Source organism: Streptomyces kaniharaensis (assembly GCF_009569385.1).
In the GTDB taxonomy this organism is placed as follows: domain Bacteria; phylum Actinomycetota; class Actinomycetes; order Streptomycetales; family Streptomycetaceae; genus Kitasatospora; species Kitasatospora kaniharaensis.
The window spans coordinates 171,588-188,412 of sequence record NZ_WBOF01000003.1; the positions used below are offsets into that span (position 1 = coordinate 171,588).

Here is a 16,825-nt window from a genome sequence, read left to right on the forward strand (position 1 = left end):
CTCGCCGACCTGGTACTGTGCGACCCCGGCGCGAAGGTGTCGCTGCTCATGGACATCGTGGTCACGTCGCCGGCAGGGGCAGCAGCCTCACCAGCAGGAAGGCCGTGTTCTCGTCCGGCTCCACGGTCATGGACTGGGCCCGGTACCGCCCGGGTGTCAGCTCCACTGGAAGGTACTCGCCGCTGCCGGTGATCCGCTCGCCCTCGTACGAGGCGTCCGTCAGCAGGTACCGCCCGCAGCACAGGTCGACGGTGAGCGCGTCCTCCCAGCCTTCGTCACAGACGATCGCCTGCGCGACGGCGGCGGCGAGGCCCGTGTCGTCGTCCGCGTGGCACCATCGCGCGAAGACGAGATGGTCGGGCAGCCACGTGACGGCCAGTGGTTCACCGCCGAGCGTCAGCACGTCCCCGTGCCCGGGCAGCGGGAAGGCGTCCGCGTACTCCGAGGTGTGGTGCAGCGCCTGTTCCATGCCGTCCCACCCAACCAGGGCCCTCTCCGGGACCAGCGCGTACCGGGCGATGTCGGTCGATTCGAGCCACCCGTCGACCGGCTCGGCCCGGGGCCAGTCGAACCGGGCCGCGGGCTCGTCCGTCGAGCGGGGATCACTGTTCATGTGCCGGATCATCGCACCCGCCGCCGACACGACACCGAGCAGCGGGTCTTCCTCAAGGCAGGCGACCGGGACATGACCTTCCTGTCGCTGCACTGAAGGACCACGGGACAGCTTCTCGGTCAACAAATTGAGTGTCGCCGATCAGTTCGGGACTGGTAGCGTCCCCGACGTGGCAAAGCTGAACCAGATCATCGCCGTTGAAAAGGGCGTCAAGTCCAAGTCCTTTCAGGAGCTGACTCAGGCCCACCAGGACCTGCAGAAGCCCGCACTGCTGGCCGGGATATCCCGCACGTACCAGCCCAAGGACGAGGAGGGCGAGCAGCTGCCGCCGGAGTCGACCCGGGTGCAGCTGAAGGCCGAGGACATCCTGCGGTCCACCGCGGCCACCCTCACCCGGCTGTTCGACGTGACGGCCACCAAGGACTGGGCCAACGTCGACGCCCGTGCGGACGTGGTGGTGGATGGTCAGGTGCTGCTCGCCCAGGTGCCGGTGCCGTACCTGCTCTTCCTGGAGAAGCAGCTCACCGACCTTTTCACCTTCGTGAAGAAGCTCCCGGTGCTGGACGCCTCCGAGTCCTGGAACCTCGACCCGTCCACCGACTCGTGGAAGACCGAGGCGGTGCGCACCATCCGGACCAAGAAGGTGCCGCGCAACCACGTCAAGGCCGAGGCCACCGAGAAGCACCCGGCCCAGGTCGAGGTCTACTACGAGGACGTCGCGGTCGGCTACTGGACCACGGTCAAGTTCTCCGGCGCGCTGCCGGCCCGCCGGGTGAACGAGCTCGCCGAGCGCGTGGAGAAGCTCCAGCAGGCGGTCAAGTTCGCCCGTGAGGAGGCCAACGCGGTGGAGGTCACCGACCAGCGGGTGGGCGACGCCGTCTTCGGCTACCTGTTCCGGTAGCCTCATGATCGCCCGCCCGGGGAGCCGGGCGGGTGCGCCGAGCGCGCCAAGAACCCCTTCCGGGAAACCGGGGCGGGTGCGCTGCGCGGCGCGAAAAGCTGACACTGATGTTGAAGCTGACCAGGGGTCACAGTGGAGGTTCGAATCCTCCCCCCGGCACCACCGGCCGGGGTAGCCCAAGCCAGGCAGAGGCAGACCCCGTCAAACTCAGACTCTCGCTCCAGTCTCAGCATTCGCCGCCGAACGCCGGATCGACCGGGTGCGGACGAATATCGACGAATGCAGGTTCAAGTCCTGTCTGTGCCGCTCCGTGGCACGGTAGTTCAAAGGTAGAACGCGTCGATTTCAATCTGATCCGCGACCCTTAAACGTGCCGGTGTGCGCAATTGGGCGGCAAACAGGGGCCCGGGAGCTGGCTACGCTCCCGGGTCCTCTCGCGCTTCCAGTACGGCTGGTAGAGGCCGCCCGCGCTTACCGAGCGGCTGGGCGGTACTTCACGGAGTGGAGCCTGGCCAGCCGCATTGCCGTGCGGACGGCCGGGCGTCGTCAGGGCTTCCTGTGCTTGCCGATGCGGGTCTTACGCGGCTGCGCCGGCAGCATGGGGATCACTCCGTCGCCCTCGATGCCGAGGCCTCCTCGTAGCCGATGATCACGGCCTTGAGCTGCCCTACAGGCCGCAGGCGTTCCTGCCCACTTCTCCAACTCGATGCCATCGAGAGCCGGGCCACGGACGCTTCTGCGGGTCCCGGCCGTCATGAGGTCGATCCCGGCGTCGACGCTGAGCCCGCTACCGGCGTCGATCTGGACCGGTCAGCGCCAGGCGGTCAGGCGTATCTCTGCGGAAACGGCCTTCCCGGAAGCATGGCCGTGATTGTGTGGCCTCTTGTGTCCAAGTCCAGGGAGGCCGTCATGTCCCGAACGCCGCAGGAAATCTTCCAAAGTTACGTCTACGCCGGTCCCATGACCCGGAATGCCGACGCTCTTGCCGAGACCTTCACCGTGGACGGTGTCTTCGAGGCGCCGCTCATGCCCACCGGTGCCACCTTCCCGAGGCGGCTGGTGGGTCGCGAGGAGATCCGTCGCTCGATGGCGGCGTACTACGAGCACCAAGCGAAGGATGACCGCTCGCCGAACTTCGAGAAGTCCGGATACGTGCTGCACACCACCTCCGATCCCGACGTGTTCATCGCCGAGATCGACACGGTCTTCGACGGGGACGGGGACGCGGAGGACGTGACTGTCTCGCTGGTACAGATCTTTCGCATCCGCGACGGGAAGATCGCTCGACTGCGCGACTACTTTGCGCCCGAGCTGATGAGCTGAGGATCGCCGACGGGCTCAAGAAGACCGACCCGCGGCTCGCCGAACGGGGCCGGGCGCGGCACGGGCCCTGGCCAGAGACCAACTGACTGTCAGTGTCAGCCAATGTCGTCGACGCCCTGGCCGCCGTACTCGAACGGGCAGCCCAAGGAAGGGAGTTCCCGGCCGCGTTCGGCGACCAGGGCTGGAGCGTGATCACTACGGGAGTTCGATCAGGCCCCAGCCTCGCGCCTCGGTTTGCGTGACCACCTCGCCCCACTCGCGCATGAGCGACGGCGTCGTCGAAGGTGTCGGGCCGGCCCGCCCAGCCGCTGGCCTCCGTGTCGAAGGGCTCGCGGAGTTCCTCCAGCCGCGGTGCGGCCACTTCCCAGGCGCGGACGAGCGCCGGTACCTCGTCCGGTGCACGGAACGACGGAGCGGACCGGGCTCGGGCACCGCGCCGGGAACCGAGCCCGATACCCGCACCGGATGCCATGCCGCCCGCGACCTGCACGCGTCGCCGCTCAGAAGTGGTACGGGCCGAATCGGCCCCAGGCGACGATGGCGGCCAGGATCAGCAGCACCGCGTTGACCGGGACCGCCTTGGCCTCGCCTCGGCGCAGGTGTACGACGGCCGCGCCGAGCATGGTGGCCGCCAGGCCGGTGGCCGCCCAGGCGACCAGGGCCGGGGCGATGCCCAGCGCCGCCGGGAGGATCAGCCCGAGTGCGCCCAGGACCTCGATCGCGCCGATCGCCTTGACGGCACCGGGCGGGAAGTCTCCCGCCCAGGCCATGCCGGATGCGGCGAGCTTCTCGCGGGGCTGGGAAATCTTCATCAGTCCGGCGCCGGCGAAGGCGGCGGCGAGGACGCTCGAAATGATCCACAAGGTGATGTTCATCAGGGACTTCTCTGCTCGATTACTTGAACCGTCAACTTGAACGTAAGCGAGATTTGGTTGAAGAGTCAAGTGAAACGATCCCGCGGATTGCTTGACCGTTCAAGTCAGTGGTGCGGACGGTCCCGGTTGAACGATCAAGCTAAGGTGGCAGGCATGAACGCAGAAGAGCCCCGCTGGCTGGACGACGAGGAACAGGAGACCTGGCTCGCCATGGCCACCGTGTCCGTGCGGCTCAACGCCGCTCTGGACGCCCAGCTCCAACGCGACGCAGGCATCTCCCACTTCGAGTACCAGGTCCTCGCCGGGCTCTCCATGGCCCCCGAGCGGACGCTGAGGATGAGCGACCTCGCCGAGTTCGCCGCGAGCTCCCTCTCCCGGCTCTCCCACACCGCCAAGCGTCTGGAGACCAAGGGCTGGCTGTACCGCACGCCCGATCCCGCCGACGGCCGCTACACCCTCGCCACGCTCACCGACGACGGCTGGGAGAAGGTCGTGGCCACCGCGCCCGGCCACGTCGCCGAAGTCCGCCGCCTGTTCGTGGACCCCCTCACCAAGGCCCAGCACAAGCAGCTCCGGGAGATCAGCCGCCGCATCAACACCGCGATCGGACCAACCCGGCCCTGGCCTCCCAGCCAGACCTGAACTCCCGCCCACCGGCGGACCCACCCCGTACGCGGCACGGCCCCCACGGCCCACGCGGACCTCACCGCCCCGCGAAGATTGCCGGGTCCCGCGGCCCGGGGAGGCTCCCCGGGCCGCGAGGCAGGGTCCGGCCGGCCTCTTCCGCTACGACCTGTAGCGGTAGCGGATCCGGCCGCGGGTGAGGTCGTAGGGGCTGAGTTCCACGAGCACCCGGTCCTGCGGAAGGATCTTGATGTAGTTCTTCCGGATCTTCCCGCTGATGTGGGCGAGCACCGTGTGCCCGTTCTGGAGCTCCACCTTGAAGGTGGCGTTGCGCAGGCACTCGAGGACGGTGCCCTCGACTTCTATGCCCCCTGCTGTTTTGGTCATGGTCGCTCACTTCTCCGTTCGGTGACGGTGTGGTCGGTAGGAAAGCAGATGCGGTGCGCGGTCGCTCGCGGTGCCGACTGCCGAGCGGCGAGAGCAGAACCTGCCTCGGCTCGGCCGCTCGGCGCGGTGTGGCGGAGCGTCAGCGGCGGACGAGCTCCAGGGTGCTGCCCGCGCGCCGGGCGCCGATGCCCTCGAACAGGGCGGTGGCCGCCGCATTGGACTCGTTCACCTCGGCCCATGCCGAAGCGGTCCCGGAGCGGTGCAGCGAGCCCAGCGCGTGGGCCAGCAGCGCCCGGGCGATGCCGCGGCGGTGCCGGTCGGCCCGGACGGCGATCAGCCCGATCCGCGGCTGCCGGGTCAGCGGCGCCACGCGGACGAATCCCACGTACTGGTCCGACTGCCGTGCCACCGCGTACTTCGACGGGTCGACCACGGTGGTCCCCGCCGGGCGGGGCAGCACCTCGGCCGGCATCGCCTGCCAGCCGACGGCGGCCTCGACCTCGTCGCGGATGACGCGGTCCAGGGCGCGCAGCGGGCCCTCCTCCGCCTCGCCGGCGGGCACGATCGTCACGCCCGACGGGGTGCGCACCGAGTCGAGCCCGGTGACCTGCGGGTCGGTGGGCACGCGGTAGCCCCACTCGCGGCGTGCGGTGGTGAAGCCGGCCCGCTCCCAGGCGGACGTCGAGTCGTGGTCGGCCTCGTCGACCACGGTGTACAGCGGTGTCGGCAGGTCCGCCAGCATCGCGTCGGCGATGCGGTCGAAGACCGCGCCGTGCCATGCGTCGATGCTGATGAAGAGCCGCCCGTCGGGCCGGCGCGAAGCGTCGCCGCAGCCGACCATCCGGTCGTCCTCGACGGCGTGCCACTGCGTGTCCGAGACCCGCGTGACCACGACCGCGTGGTTGCCGGTGCCCGGGGTGGAATGCACAGAGTTCATAGGTGTTGCCTCTCAGGAGTGCCTTGCCTGAGGCGCTCCCGGGCGACACCTACGTCAATCGCCCACCGTGACGACAAGGGGGAGCACCCACACGGATACAGCCTTCATGGGTCTCACCTCCTCGCGTTCTCTCACGGCTGCGCAGACGGTACCAGCCGGGCATCGGCCGGCCCAACTCTTTTTCCGGCGGCCGACGGACGCGACCGCCGTCCGGGATCCGCGGCTCCGAGTCCGCCGGGGGTGGGCGGACTGGGCGGCCGGGCAGCTGACCGAGTACCCGCAGGAACGCACCGGCAGCAGGCGGCACTTCAAGGCCGGCTCGCCGTCTGTGACCGTGCCTCTGTGGCCTGACCAGGGTCAGGGGAGGTTCAGCGCGTCCGGTTCTCGATCAGGGCCGCCAGGCCGTCCAGGACTCGGCTCAGGCCGAACTCGTAGGCGTGCGCCGGGCTGCACGCGCCGCCGTGGGCCTCCCCCGCTGCCGCACCCACCCGTGCCGCGGTCGGGTAGCGCTCCGGGTCGAAGACGCGGGCGAGCAACTCGGCGTTGCCCGCCCACCACTGCTCATCACTCATCGCACTGTCCTGCCGGGCGGCCCGCTCGTCGGCGGCCATCCGGGCGCAGGTCTGCACGAAGCCCAGCAGATGGGTCAGCGCGGCGTCCAGCTCGATGTCGTCCAGGCCCGTGCCGTCCAGTGCCCGTAGCTCGTACTCGTACTTGGCCATCAGGCCGGGGCCGAGCGGCGGGCGACTGGTGGAGACGGCCGCCACCCAGGGGTGGGCGCGGTAGAGCGCACGATTGTCGTCGGCGACGGCGGCGGCCCGGGCACGCCAGCCGTCGTCGGCGGGCGTGCTGCGCGGCATCCGGGCGTAGACGGTGTCCAGCATCAGATCGAGCAGCTCGGCCTTGCCGGGGACGTAGGTGTAGAGCGCCATGGGCGAGAGGCCGAGCGCCTGGGCGACTCGCCGCATGGTGACGGCCTCGACGCCCTCGGCGTCCGCGAGCTTGACGGCCATCGTGGCGATCTCCGCCGTCGAGTGTGCCTGGCGGGGGCCGCGCCGGCCGGCCGCGGTCGTCGGTTCTCCCCACAGCAGAGCGAGGGTGCGCGCCGGGTCTCCCGCTCCGCTCCGGTTCGTCGCCATGCGGAAATCTTGCCATGACGATTCTCCGTACTGTGTACAGTATACGCTGTACGGAGAATCGCGGACCCGGATCCCGATCGGAGAGGACCCACTCTTGAAGATCAACAGCTCCGCCGTCGCACTGACCGTCGAGGACGTCACGGCCTCTGCCGCGTTCCTCACCGAGCACTTCGGCTTCCAGGAGCAGACGGCGGCCGACGGCTTCGTCTCGCTCGGCCGCGAGGACGCCGGACTGAACGTCATATACCTGCGCCGAGGCCTCGAAGTCCTGCCGGAAGGCTTCCGCGACCAGCACGCCGCCGGCCTGATCCTGGCCTTCACCGTCGACGACCTGGCCGGCGAGGAGGCCCGGCTGCAGGCGCAGGGCGTGGAGATCACCATGCCGCTGCGCGAGGAGCCCTGGGGCGAGAGGCTGTTCCAGGTGACCGATCCCAACGGCGTGGTGATCCAGCTGGTCGAGTGGGTCGTCCCGGCCGCGAAGTGACCTGATCGAGAGCCGAACGGTCGACAACGACCCACATCGGCGCCGAGGCCCCGCCGGGCGGACGAAACCGGCGGGGCCTCGGCGCGTCGGGAGGGGCGGCAGCCGCTGCGCGGCGGGCGTGGAGCTCCCCTCCCCCGTCCCCGGGAACGCTGCCCGGCCTCGGCTTAACCTGAAGAAGGGCCGCATCACCGAATCGAGGTGTCCGCCATGCTTCAGGAGAACAAGTACTGGTCATCCGGGAACTGGCAGGTCGGCAGCGGGAAGGCGGAGGAGTTCGTCGAGGCCTGGAGGGCCTTCCTGACCTGGACGAAGGACGCCAACGACGGCTTCCTCGGAGCCCGCCTGATCCAGGACATCCAGAACCCGCAGCACTTCGTCTCCTTCGCCACCTGGCGCGACATCGACGCCATGCGCGCCTGGCAGGGCAACCCGGATTTCGCCGAGCACTTCGGCGCCTGCCGCGCCCTGTGCGAGGACGTGCAGGCCGGCGGCTACGAGCTCAGCGTCGACATCTGAACCTGAACCGCCTCACACCTCGCCAGGTCCGGCGACCGCCCAGGCCAGGCCGGTCGCCGGACGCGGCCTGGCTGCGGGGGCGGCCCGGTATGGCGTTCTCCGGCCGGCGTCAGGACGGCTGCCGCAGCCGGAGTTCAGGCGGGCACCCATGGCGCGCTCCCTGTGGGTCGTCGGTTGCTACACCCTGAGACGGTGTGGCGCGGCCGTCTGCGACATGGGCGGATGTGACCTGCGTCTCCCTGTCGTGTCAGCCTCGCGCGGACCGCGCTCGAACGTCGTGCCTGATCACGGACTGCCGCCGGGAGTAGGGGCGTTGGCGGTGCCGCGGGCGTCCACGACGGCGCAGGGCAACTACTCGGACAAGGTCACCCACCGCACACACCTGAAGCCTGCCGAAGCCCTCGCCAACGACCACCACATCTCCGGCTACGTCAGCCCGCCCGGCGCCTGACCCTCACTCAAAAACCGTACCGGCCGGACATCCCACAACGGATGCCGGGCCGAAGGCCGTCGAACGCATCCTCGCCCAACCGCGCGAACGGTCAGCGCGAGGTCCGCACCGCCGTGATGAAGCCGGTGCCGGACGGGTTGCCCATCGGCCGCCCGTAACAGGCCGCGACGGTGTCGAGCGGATGGGCCTCGCTGCGCCAGCCGTGCGCGTCGAGCCAGTCGGCGGTGCCGGCGCCCAGGCCGCCCTTCCACAGCGCGGTGATGTGCGCGACGGACGGGTCGTCGAGACGGGTCCGTCCGCTGCGCCCCCGCTCCAGGGCGAGCCGACTGCCGGGGGCGGACAGGTCGCCGACGGTGGTCAGCAGGGTGGCCGCCTCCTCGGCGGTGAGGTAGACCAGCAGGCCCTCGACCAGCCAGGCGGTGGGCCGGGTGGCGTCGAACCCGGCGTCGACCAGCCGGTCGGCCCACGTGGGGCGTAGCAGGTCCGCGGCCACGGCGGTGCGGTCGCAGCGCGGCGCGGCGGACTGCGCCGCCAGCACGCCGTGTTTGAACTCCAGGACGGGCGGCAGGTCGAGTTCGTAGAGGCGGGTCCCGGACGGCCAGGGCAGCCGGTAGGCGCGGGTGTCCAGTCCGGCGGCGAGCAGGACCACCTGCGCGTGGCCGGACCGGATGAGCTCGTCGTCGTAGAAGCGGGTCCGGATCACCGTCTGGAACCTCAGGGCGGTCGCCAGCGGACCGGGGCTGGTCGGCTTGCGCATCTGCTCCCCCGCGGCGGCCAGGAAGGCCGCGGCGTACGGGTCGTCGAACAGGGCGTTCCCGGCTGCGCTCTCGTGGGCACGGACCCGGGCCACGGCCAGCGCCGTCTTCGACACGGCGCTCAGCGGTTGCGAGGTCGTCGTGGCTCCTCCCCCGGCTGAAGCCGGGGGCTTCTCGCTAACCCTGGCGGGTGTCGCGACGGACCAGCCCGGCCCGTAGAACGTTGACGGCTCCCACCGTATCAGCGTGGGCGGGGTGGCCGCAGGCAACAACAGTGGACCGCCCGGCGGCCCTCGTCCGCCGTGCTCCACACAGAAGCGGCTACCAGGGCCTGCGTCGCCGTGTCAGGCCCGCCCGTGCGGTGCGTCCGGCCGCCAACGGTGGCTGTCAGTGCGGGGAGGTAGGTTCCGAGGCATGACTTCCTTGACCGCCAAGGCCTCTCGGCAGCAGCCCGGCGACTCTTCCCTCAGCGTCACGTCCGCGCCGGGCCGAACCACCCCGGATCAGGAGCGCGCGGCCCACAACCGTGTCCGGGTCGTTCCGCTGTGGGCGGCTCCCTGGTCTCTCACCGCACACTCACCGGCCGTTTCCTGAGCGGTACTTCGGGATCACCAGAGCCGGCCTCGTCGAACCGGTCACCGCTCGCCCCGCCGGGACTGACCGGAGACCGTCGGCGGCAGGCCGGTGGCGGCCATCCGCGGATGCAGTGTGAGCCTGATGCGCTGTGTGTCGGTCTGCGCGCGCTTTCCCTCGCTGCCCAGCTCCACGACCCAGAAGCGCACCCTCGCACCCCCTCCCCCGACCGCTCCAGCGCCAGGGAGACCTCCAGTTCGATCTCGCCCAGCTCGAACTGCACCGCCCGGCCGACGCCGTCGGCGACGGCCTGCTCCAACTGGCCCCGCAGATCACGGATCACGTCCGACAGCTCGATCACTGGTCGCCCCCAGGGTGGCTCGGGTGATGGACGAAGAAGCCCACCAGTGAAACCGGAGGGTGTCACCGGCTTTAGCCGGTGGGGGAATTCGGTTTCCCGCGTAGCCAGGGCAGGGATAGCCGAATCGCCGTCAAGGCGGTCCGGCGTCCCGGGAGAGATGGTGGTGAGAGCGCCCTCAAGCAGGTGTGACAACTCGGAGTTGAGGAACCGCCGGTCGGTGTCCGCCACGCCTGCGGCGAGATCGCGCCGCTGGCCGACCGCCGGGAACGGACCCTGGAGCTGCGGGTCCAGGAGCCCGAGCGGGACCCGGACCCGCGCCACTCGCCCTGGGAGGGCATGTCGGGAGCGGCGGTGTTGGCGCACGGCCATCGTCGGGGGGTCACCATGCACCGCCGCGAGGAAGGCCTCGGCACGCCTGGAGCCCGGGACGTCCGGCACCGACGACGTCGCCGAGGCGCAGTGCCTGCTCCAGCGCCTGGGCTACCTCCTCGGGGCGCGCGGGATCGACGGCCGGTACGGGAGCTACACCCAGCAGGCCGTCAGCTCGCTCCAGCAGCTGGCCGGGATCGCGGTGGACGGGATCGTCGGGCCGTCCACCTGGCAGCTGCTGCGCACCCGTGCTGCGCAGGGCGGGTGACCCTCCGTAGCGGCGCGCCGGTGGTCGCGGGTCAGGACCGGGACCGGATGGCTTCGAGGGCGCGGCGCACGTCGTCCAGGAGGCCGGTCAGTCGGGCCGCCTCCTGCGCGCCCTCGGCCAGGTTGTCCTGACGGGCGAGCGCCTCCAGCTTCGCGGCGCATTCGGCGAGGTCGCGCGCCCCGATGTTGCCGGCCGCTCCGCTGAGGGTGTGCGCGTGGTCCTCGACGTCGGCGGCGTCGCCGCTGCGCACGGCGTCGGCCAGGGCGGTGACCAGCGGCGAGGCGTGGGTGAGGAAGGAGTCGATCAGGTGGTCGACCAGTTCCCTGGCGGCGGGGCTGTTGTCGTCGAGCAGGTCGCTCAGTCTCTTCTCGATGGCGGCGCGGGGGTCGGTTCGCGCGCCTTCGGATCCGTCCACACGATCCGCGCCGTCCGCCCGGTCCGCCCCGTCCGCGTCGGCGGCGTCGGCGGCGTCGGCGTCGTCGTCGGTCCAGCGGGCCAGGGCCTGTTCGAGCTCCTTGGCGTCGATGGGCTTGGAGACGTAGTCGTCCATGCCCGCCTCCCGGCAGCGCTCGCGGTCCTCGGGCAGGGCGCTGGCGGTCATGGCGATGACGGGTAGGCGGGGCCCGCCCTCGCCCTCCCGGGCACGCAGCTCACGGGTGGCGGTGTAGCCGTCCATGCGCGGCATGCGGCAGTCCATGAGCACCGCCTGGTAGGAGCCGGAGGCCGTCATCTCCAGCGCCTGGATGCCGTCGACTGCGACGTCCGCGCTGTAGCCGAGGCGGTTGAGGACGCCGAGGGCCACGGTCTGGTTGATCTCGTTGTCCTCCACGAGCAGGAGGTGCGCCCGGTGCGGGGCCGTGGCGGTGCCGGGGGCGCTGGGTTCGGGGGCGGGGGCGGTGGCTTCCGGGGCCATCACCTGGGCCAGGCAGTCGTGGAGTTCGGACTGGCGCACCGGTTTGGGCAGGCTGACGCGGATTCCGACGGCGCGCAGTTCGGCCGGCTCGACCGGCATGCCGGAGGTGAGCAGGAGCAGCCGGACCCGGCCCAGGGTGGCGTCCGCGGTGATGTGGCCCGCGAGTTCCAGGCCGTCCATGTCGGGCATGTGGTGGTCGATGATGGCGAGGTCGTAGGCGCGGCCCTCGGCCACGGCCCGGTGCAGTTCCACCAGGGCGAGCGCGCCGCTTTCCACGGCTGTCGTCTTCATGGACCAGCTGCGCAGTTGGGTGTCGAGGACGAGGCGGTTGGTCTCGTTGTCGTCGACGACCAGGACGTGCAGTCCGCGCAGCGATGCGGGTTGGGGCGGGATCGGCAGGGCCTGGCCGTCCGGTGGCAGGCGCAGGGGCACGGCGAACCAGAAGGTGCTGCCCTCGCCCGGCGCGCTGTGGAGCCCGATGTCGCCGTTCATCGCCTCGACGAGGCGGCGGCAGATCGCGAGCCCGAGTCCGCTGCCCCCGTAGCGGCGGGTGGTGGAGGCGTCGGCCTGGGAGAACGCGTCGAAGATGCGCTCCTGGTTTTCGGGGGCGATGCCGATGCCGGTGTCGACCACGTCGAAGCGCAGCCGGCCCGCGTCCGCGCGGGCCCGGACGACGACCTCTCCCTGGTGGGTGAACTTCACCGCGTTGGAGGCCAGGTTGAGCAGGATCTGGCGCAGCCGGGCGGCGTCGGCGTGGAGCACCGGGGGCAGGCCGGGGTCGCAGTCGGCGAGCAGTTCCAGGTCCTGGGCCGCGGCTGACTGGGCGACCAGGGCGACGACCTCCTCCACGAGCACGCGGGGGTCGAACGGCGTCTCGTCGAGGATCAGCTTGCCGGCTTCGAGCTTGGAGAAGTCGAGGATGTCGTTGATCAGGGAGAGCAGCGCGGTGCCCGCGTTGTGGATGCCTTCGGCGTAGCGCCGCTGGACGGTGTCGAGCCTGGTTTCCAGGAGCAGTTCGCTCAGTCCGATCACGCCGTTCATGGGGGTGCGGATCTCGTGGCTCATGGTGGCCATGAACTGGGACTTGGCGCGGGCCGCCGCCAGGGCGCTGTCCCGGGCGTCGGCCAGGGCCTTCGCGGCCCGCTGGCGTTCTGTGATGTCGCGGACGAAGGCGTTGAAGTAGCGGGACGATCCGATTTCCATGGACCACACGGCGAGCTCGACGGGCAGCTCGTGGCCGTCCGCGTGGAGTGCGGTGATCTCGATCTGCCGGCCGACGACGTGGGGTTCGCCGCCGGCCAGGACGCGCTGTAAGCCGGCGACGTGTGCGGCGCGGTGTCGCTCGGGGATGATCGTCTCGGTGAGCGGGCGTCCGATCGCGTGCTCGCGTGTGATGCCGAACAGCTGCTCGGCCTGGGAGTTCCAGTCGATGACCAGGCCCTGGGCGTCGATGGAGATGAACGCGTCGCGGGCGCTGTCGATGACCGAGCGGGCGCGTTGCTGCATCGCGCGCATCAGCTCGCCGCGGCCCTGTTCCTCGGTCCGGCGGAAGAATCCGCGGGCCTCGACGGCTCTGCCGCCGTCGTCGCGGACGAGCCAGGTCGTCGATTCGGTCCAGACGTCGCTCCCGTCGGCGCGCCGCAGTCGCAGGACGGCCACGGCCCGGCCCCAGCTCTCCAGGTCGCGCTCCGCGGCGTGGAGGTCGGTGCGGTCGGCCGGGTGGACCCAGTCGCTGAGCGCGGTGCCCTCGATCTCGTCGACGGGGCGGCCCAGCAGGGCCCGCCCCGGGGCGGACACCTCCAGGAAGGTTCCGTCCACCGTCCGGCGGAAGACCATGTCGGCGGAGTTCTTCACCAGCAGCCGGAACCGTTCCTCGGCGGCGTCCTGGATCTGTTGCGCACGGGCGATGTGCTCCCGCTCGTCCATCGTTCCGCCTCCCACCTGGGCGGGGCGCTCCCGTGGGACGGCGCGCCCCGTTCCACCTCGCCTGGACTCGTGGTCTTCCAGCTTCCACGGGACCTCATCGACGCACCCCGTGCAACCGGAGTGATCGGTGGCCGGGGCGGCCGCGCGATCGGGTGATCCGGTTGCGGGTGGCGGGTGTCCGGGCCTGTCCGAAAGTCGATGGCGTCGTGTGTTCGGAACGGGGCGCGGTCATGCCCGGGTCAAACCTTGCCGTTAGTCTGCCCACCACACCGCACGACGCGGTGCGAAGAGGGGGGTCCTCCATGCCCGTCAAGGTCTTGGCAGCGGCGCGCCTGGGCGTCGCACTGGCCGCCGCCGGAGCGCTTCTGGCGCTGACGAGCGGTGTTGCGCAGGCGTCCGGGCCGGTCTCCGGTACCGAGGCGGTCATCGCCGTCGGCAACGAGCTCGCCGCCCCGGTGGTGAGCCCGGACGGTGCCACCGCCTACGTCGTGACGGCGACGCCGCAGGGCAACCTCGTCCTGACGACGGTCGACACCCGCAGCGGCGCGGCCTCCGCCCGGCTCGCTCTCGGGCCCAACCGCTGGTTCGTGCATGCGGCGCTCAGCGCGGACGGCTCGCGGCTGTACGTGCTCGACTACCTCGACCTGAGCGTCATCGACGTCCCGTCGATGTCCCTGCTGGGCACGGTCGCGCTGCCGGACCAGCCGCGTCCGGCCGACTCGCGCGTGGGCTGGCCCGCCGGGATCGCGCTCAGCCCCGACGGGTCGACCCTGTACGTGTCCCAGTCCGGGTCGCTGACGGCCGGCCGGCTGGGGAAGGGCCGGGTGCTGGCCTTCTCCACCGCGCAGCGGGTGTTCACCTCCTCCGTCGAGTTCCCGGCCTCCATCCCCGGCAATCTGGTCGTCCGCCCGGGCGGCCGGGACCTGTACGTCGGCAGCGAGGCGGGCGTGATGCACCTGAACGTCGCCGGGGCCGCGCCCGTCGTGACCCGCGTGGTGGCGGGCACCGCGACGGGCCAGGACTCGCAGCTGGCCTTCAGCCCGGACGGCCGCCGGCTGTTCGCCCTCAACGGCGCGTACGGCGGCGCGGGCGACGAGATCGACCCGGCCACCGACACCGTCACCCGGCACTTCACGCTGACCGGCGGCAGTGCCCTCCTCGCGTTCCCGCAGGTGAGCCCGGACGGCCGGCGGCTCTACGCCGTCGACAACAGCATGGAGAAGGGTCCCTCGGTGTTCGTCCTCGACACCGCGACCGACACGGTCGTCCCGGAGGAGGCGCAGCCGCTGAACGAGGAGGGGCTGAACGGCTTCGTGGTCGGTCCGGACGGCCACACCCTGTACGCCGGCGGCACGGTCGCCTCGACTGCCAACCTGCAGATCGTCTCGTTGCCGCAGTAGCAGCGCGTAGCCGCAGGAGGGGCTTGCGGCCCGCTGACGGTGGCGCACCTGGACATCGCCGGCTGAGCGGCGGCGACGGCCAGGCTCCCGCACCGGCGTGAGCGGGCCGCAAAGGGCGACTGTCCGCGGAGGTTGACGAACCGTTTCGGCGGCGGATTCGAGGCAACAGGCTGGGGACGGCATGTGAAGATCCCGTGCGCCCCCAGTGCTTCCATTTGATTTGGGCGCGAACACACATGTCCCGCAGTCCTGGGTCTCGGCTGCGGAGAATGTGCTCGCGCCCGTTCCGTGTCCGTGCTGGTTCCTCGGATTTCCACTCGCAAAGAAGCGCAATGGGTCCGGGTGGGGCGTTTCCTGTCTGACTGTCAGATCGCATGTCCACGGCGAGGCCGTGGACATGCGCAGAAAGGATCCACAATGCCCAAGATGAAGAGAACCGTGGTCGGCGCGGTCGTCGTCGCCCTGACGGTCCTGAGCGCCGCTCCGGCTCAGAGCGCGTCGGGCGGGGGCAAGGGCAACGAGACCGTGCGGGCGATCGCGGCGCAGGACAACACCGCCGCCCCGGACTGGGCCGCCGAGGACAAGGTCCCCGCGTCGTCCGCCTCGCGGGCGGCGCTCGCGATGATCCAGGAGCGGATCGCCGGCTACGTCGCGTCGCACGGCACCGCGCACACGTTCGGCAGCTACCTGGACCCCGCCACCGACCGGATCGTTCTCGACACCGACGCGCCCGCGAACGTCGTCGCCATGCTGACGGACCTCTCCGGTACGGAGTCCGCGCTGGTCCAGGCGGCCGGCAAGGTGCAGGTGCGCCCCCGGACCACGACCGACGCGTTCAACCGCCGGGACGACTCGCCGCCGTTCTGGGGCGGCGCCGGCATCCAGTCCGGGGGCGCCCTGTGCTCAACCGGGTACGCCGTGGCGAACGGCTCGGGGACGAGGTTCACGGTCACGGCCGGCCACTGCTTCTCCACCGGCTCGACCGTGACCACCGAGTCCGGCGCGTACACGGTCGGCAGCGTCTCCAACCGGCACCTGCCCACCGTCACCGGTGAGCCCGTGGACATGGAGGCGATCGGCGGGCAGTCCTACGCGGGCCGCATCTACACGGGCGGGGTCTACAGCAGCACCAGCATCCCGGTCGTGGCGGCGGGCACCGCGTACGTCGGCTACAGCGACTACTGCCACAGCGGCCGGACCACCGGCGAGCAGTGCGGTCACACGGCCACCAGCATCAACGGCCAGGTGTGCACCCAGACCGGCTGCAAGTCGCCCGTCATCGTCTACACGGGCGGCGTGATCCAGCAGGGCGGTGACTCGGGCGGCACCTTCTACGCGAAGAACGCCTCGGGCGCGTGGATCCGCGGGCACGTCATCGCGAGCAACAGCACCACGGGCTACGTCGAGCCGTGGACGGTGGTGGCCCCCACGCTCGGGGTCAGCATCGTGACGGGCTGATCCGGCCGTCGCTGCGGCGGGCCCTGTCGCGGTGTCACCGCACCTCAAGGGGCCAGGGCCCGCCGAAGGACTCCACCGCCGGCCCGTCGTCCGGCCTGACCACCACCCGTGCGTACAGCTCGTAACTCCCGGGGGGCACCGGCCCGCCGCCCGGATCGCACGAGGTGAGTGCGGCCTCGCCGGGCAGCCTCTCGGTCTGTCCCGGGGAGAGGTCCCACCGCACGCCGAGCGAGTCCTGCGGCACCGGCACGGTCACCACGCGGCCCTGCCGGACCAGGAACACCTCGGCGGCCGGTGTCACCACGCCGCGCAGGGCCACGCGGCTGGTGGCCTCGACGGTGCCGGCGACCACCCGTGCGCCGGCCTCCGCCGTCGAGGGGAAACTCCCGGTCAGGCCCAGCGCGCCCGAGGCCGGCGGCCGGAACGGCCGCCCGCACTCGACGGCGGTGGTACCGGTGCTGGGCGTGGGGTTCACGGTCACCTTCTTCTGGGGTGACGCCTCCGGTTCCGGCGCTCCACCCGGAGCGCCGGAACCACAACCGGCGGCGAGGA

General features: G+C 71.1%; 17 protein-coding genes and 1 pseudogene. 9 read left to right on the forward strand and 9 right to left on the reverse strand.

Going from position 1 to position 16,825, the window contains the following annotated elements; genetic code table 11:
- Window positions 1-61 precede the first annotated feature (61 nt).
- Window positions 62-613: an Imm21 family immunity protein gene (locus F7Q99_RS31965; protein WP_195911341.1), complete on the reverse strand. Its 552-nt coding sequence runs from the start codon at window positions 611-613 to the stop codon at window positions 62-64.
- Between the two features lie 169 nt (window positions 614-782).
- On the opposite strand from F7Q99_RS31965, the gene F7Q99_RS31970 reads away from it, so the two are divergent.
- Together F7Q99_RS31970 and F7Q99_RS31975 are read left to right on the forward strand one after the other, a co-directional pair.
- On the forward strand, window positions 783-1,514 hold the full coding sequence (locus F7Q99_RS31970; RefSeq protein WP_326847395.1) for a DUF7873 family protein: 732 nt from the start codon (window positions 783-785) through the stop codon (window positions 1,512-1,514).
- A gap of 909 nt (window positions 1,515-2,423) precedes the next feature.
- Complete coding sequence (locus F7Q99_RS31975; protein ID WP_153468082.1) at window positions 2,424-2,837, forward strand: nuclear transport factor 2 family protein; 414 nt, start codon at window positions 2,424-2,426, stop codon at window positions 2,835-2,837.
- 500 nt (window positions 2,838-3,337) lie between these two features.
- On the opposite strand, the gene F7Q99_RS31980 is transcribed toward F7Q99_RS31975, so the two are convergent.
- Entirely contained in the window at window positions 3,338-3,712 is a 375-nt protein-coding gene (locus F7Q99_RS31980; protein WP_153468085.1) for a DoxX family protein, read from the reverse strand.
- A gap of 153 nt (window positions 3,713-3,865) precedes the next feature.
- Between F7Q99_RS31980 and F7Q99_RS31985 the strand changes: the two genes are divergently transcribed.
- A complete protein-coding gene (locus tag F7Q99_RS31985) occupies window positions 3,866-4,354 on the forward strand; it encodes a MarR family winged helix-turn-helix transcriptional regulator (protein WP_153468088.1) in 489 nt (162 codons plus the stop codon).
- A gap of 144 nt (window positions 4,355-4,498) precedes the next feature.
- Here F7Q99_RS31985 and infA read toward each other — a convergent pair whose 3' ends face one another.
- The 3 genes from infA to F7Q99_RS32000 all read right to left on the reverse strand — a co-directional run bounded on the left by infA (window position 4,499) and on the right by F7Q99_RS32000 (window position 6,799).
- The gene (gene infA / locus F7Q99_RS31990) at window positions 4,499-4,723 is read right to left on the reverse strand and encodes a translation initiation factor IF-1 (RefSeq protein WP_153468091.1); all 225 of its coding nucleotides are present in this window, start codon (window positions 4,721-4,723) and stop codon (window positions 4,499-4,501) included.
- Between the two features lie 139 nt (window positions 4,724-4,862).
- A complete protein-coding gene (locus tag F7Q99_RS31995; protein ID WP_153468094.1) occupies window positions 4,863-5,660 on the reverse strand; it encodes a GNAT family N-acetyltransferase in 798 nt (265 codons plus the stop codon).
- A gap of 368 nt (window positions 5,661-6,028) precedes the next feature.
- On the reverse strand, window positions 6,029-6,799 hold the full coding sequence (locus F7Q99_RS32000; protein WP_153468097.1) for a TetR/AcrR family transcriptional regulator: 771 nt from the start codon (window positions 6,797-6,799) through the stop codon (window positions 6,029-6,031).
- A gap of 94 nt (window positions 6,800-6,893) precedes the next feature.
- Here F7Q99_RS32000 and F7Q99_RS32005 point away from each other — a divergent pair, with 94 nt between their 5' ends.
- From F7Q99_RS32005 to F7Q99_RS32015, 3 genes are all read left to right on the forward strand, one after another.
- Window positions 6,894-7,283, forward strand: a complete 390-nt coding sequence (locus F7Q99_RS32005; RefSeq protein ID WP_153468100.1) for a VOC family protein — start codon at window positions 6,894-6,896, stop codon at window positions 7,281-7,283.
- Window positions 7,284-7,490: 207 nt separating this feature from the next.
- Complete coding sequence (locus F7Q99_RS32010) at window positions 7,491-7,799, forward strand: antibiotic biosynthesis monooxygenase family protein (RefSeq protein WP_153468103.1); 309 nt, start codon at window positions 7,491-7,493, stop codon at window positions 7,797-7,799.
- A 313-nt stretch (window positions 7,800-8,112) separates the two neighbouring features.
- The gene (locus F7Q99_RS32015) at window positions 8,113-8,250 is read left to right on the forward strand and encodes a hypothetical protein (protein WP_153468106.1); all 138 of its coding nucleotides are present in this window, start codon (window positions 8,113-8,115) and stop codon (window positions 8,248-8,250) included.
- 91 nt (window positions 8,251-8,341) lie between these two features.
- Here F7Q99_RS32015 and F7Q99_RS32020 read toward each other — a convergent pair whose 3' ends face one another.
- Complete coding sequence (locus F7Q99_RS32020; RefSeq protein WP_326847396.1) at window positions 8,342-9,121, reverse strand: SAM-dependent methyltransferase; 780 nt, start codon at window positions 9,119-9,121, stop codon at window positions 8,342-8,344.
- Window positions 9,122-9,640: 519 nt separating this feature from the next.
- Window positions 9,641-10,260: pseudogene (locus F7Q99_RS43440) on the reverse strand (trypco2 family protein).
- Here F7Q99_RS43440 and F7Q99_RS41945 point away from each other — a divergent pair.
- Window positions 10,157-10,576, forward strand: a complete 420-nt coding sequence (locus tag F7Q99_RS41945) for a peptidoglycan-binding domain-containing protein (protein ID WP_326847397.1) — start codon at window positions 10,157-10,159, stop codon at window positions 10,574-10,576. The pseudogene F7Q99_RS43440 and the gene F7Q99_RS41945 overlap by 104 nt on opposite strands.
- 31 nt (window positions 10,577-10,607) lie before the next feature.
- On the opposite strand, the gene F7Q99_RS32035 is transcribed toward F7Q99_RS41945, so the two are convergent.
- Entirely contained in the window at window positions 10,608-13,415 is a 2,808-nt protein-coding gene (locus F7Q99_RS32035) for a response regulator (protein ID WP_153468112.1), read from the reverse strand.
- 302 nt (window positions 13,416-13,717) lie between these two features.
- Between F7Q99_RS32035 and F7Q99_RS32040 the strand changes: the two genes are divergently transcribed.
- On the forward strand, window positions 13,718-14,815 hold the full coding sequence (locus F7Q99_RS32040; protein WP_153468115.1) for a YncE family protein: 1,098 nt from the start codon (window positions 13,718-13,720) through the stop codon (window positions 14,813-14,815).
- A 426-nt stretch (window positions 14,816-15,241) separates the two neighbouring features.
- The gene (locus tag F7Q99_RS32045) at window positions 15,242-16,273 is read left to right on the forward strand and encodes a S1 family peptidase (protein ID WP_230211109.1); all 1,032 of its coding nucleotides are present in this window, start codon (window positions 15,242-15,244) and stop codon (window positions 16,271-16,273) included.
- Between the two features lie 34 nt (window positions 16,274-16,307).
- On the opposite strand, the gene F7Q99_RS32050 is transcribed toward F7Q99_RS32045, so the two are convergent.
- A complete protein-coding gene (locus F7Q99_RS32050) occupies window positions 16,308-16,748 on the reverse strand; it encodes a hypothetical protein (protein WP_153468121.1) in 441 nt (146 codons plus the stop codon).
- Window positions 16,749-16,825 lie beyond the last annotated feature (77 nt).

What these genes read in the sequence shown, in the direction of transcription:
- F7Q99_RS32045 (WP_230211109.1), top strand. Translation starts at nt 15,242, where the DNA reads ATGAAGAGAACCGTGGTCGGCGCGGTCGTCGTCGCCCTGACGGTCCTG.
- F7Q99_RS31995 (WP_153468094.1), bottom strand. Translation starts at nt 5,660, where the DNA reads ATGAACTCTGTGCATTCCACCCCGGGCACCGGCAACCACGCGGTCGTG.
- F7Q99_RS32035 (WP_153468112.1), bottom strand. Translation starts at nt 13,415, where the DNA reads ATGGACGAGCGGGAGCACATCGCCCGTGCGCAACAGATCCAGGACGCC.
- F7Q99_RS32040 (WP_153468115.1), top strand. Translation starts at nt 13,718, where the DNA reads ATGCCCGTCAAGGTCTTGGCAGCGGCGCGCCTGGGCGTCGCACTGGCC.
- F7Q99_RS32000 (WP_153468097.1), bottom strand. Translation starts at nt 6,799, where the DNA reads ATGGCGACGAACCGGAGCGGAGCGGGAGACCCGGCGCGCACCCTCGCT.
- F7Q99_RS31980 (WP_153468085.1), bottom strand. Translation starts at nt 3,712, where the DNA reads ATGAACATCACCTTGTGGATCATTTCGAGCGTCCTCGCCGCCGCCTTC.
- F7Q99_RS32010 (WP_153468103.1), top strand. Translation starts at nt 7,491, where the DNA reads ATGCTTCAGGAGAACAAGTACTGGTCATCCGGGAACTGGCAGGTCGGC.
- F7Q99_RS31975 (WP_153468082.1), top strand. Translation starts at nt 2,424, where the DNA reads ATGTCCCGAACGCCGCAGGAAATCTTCCAAAGTTACGTCTACGCCGGT.
- F7Q99_RS31985 (WP_153468088.1), top strand. Translation starts at nt 3,866, where the DNA reads ATGAACGCAGAAGAGCCCCGCTGGCTGGACGACGAGGAACAGGAGACC.
- infA (WP_153468091.1), bottom strand. Translation starts at nt 4,723, where the DNA reads ATGACCAAAACAGCAGGGGGCATAGAAGTCGAGGGCACCGTCCTCGAG.
- F7Q99_RS31965 (WP_195911341.1), bottom strand. Translation starts at nt 613, where the DNA reads ATGAACAGTGATCCCCGCTCGACGGACGAGCCCGCGGCCCGGTTCGAC.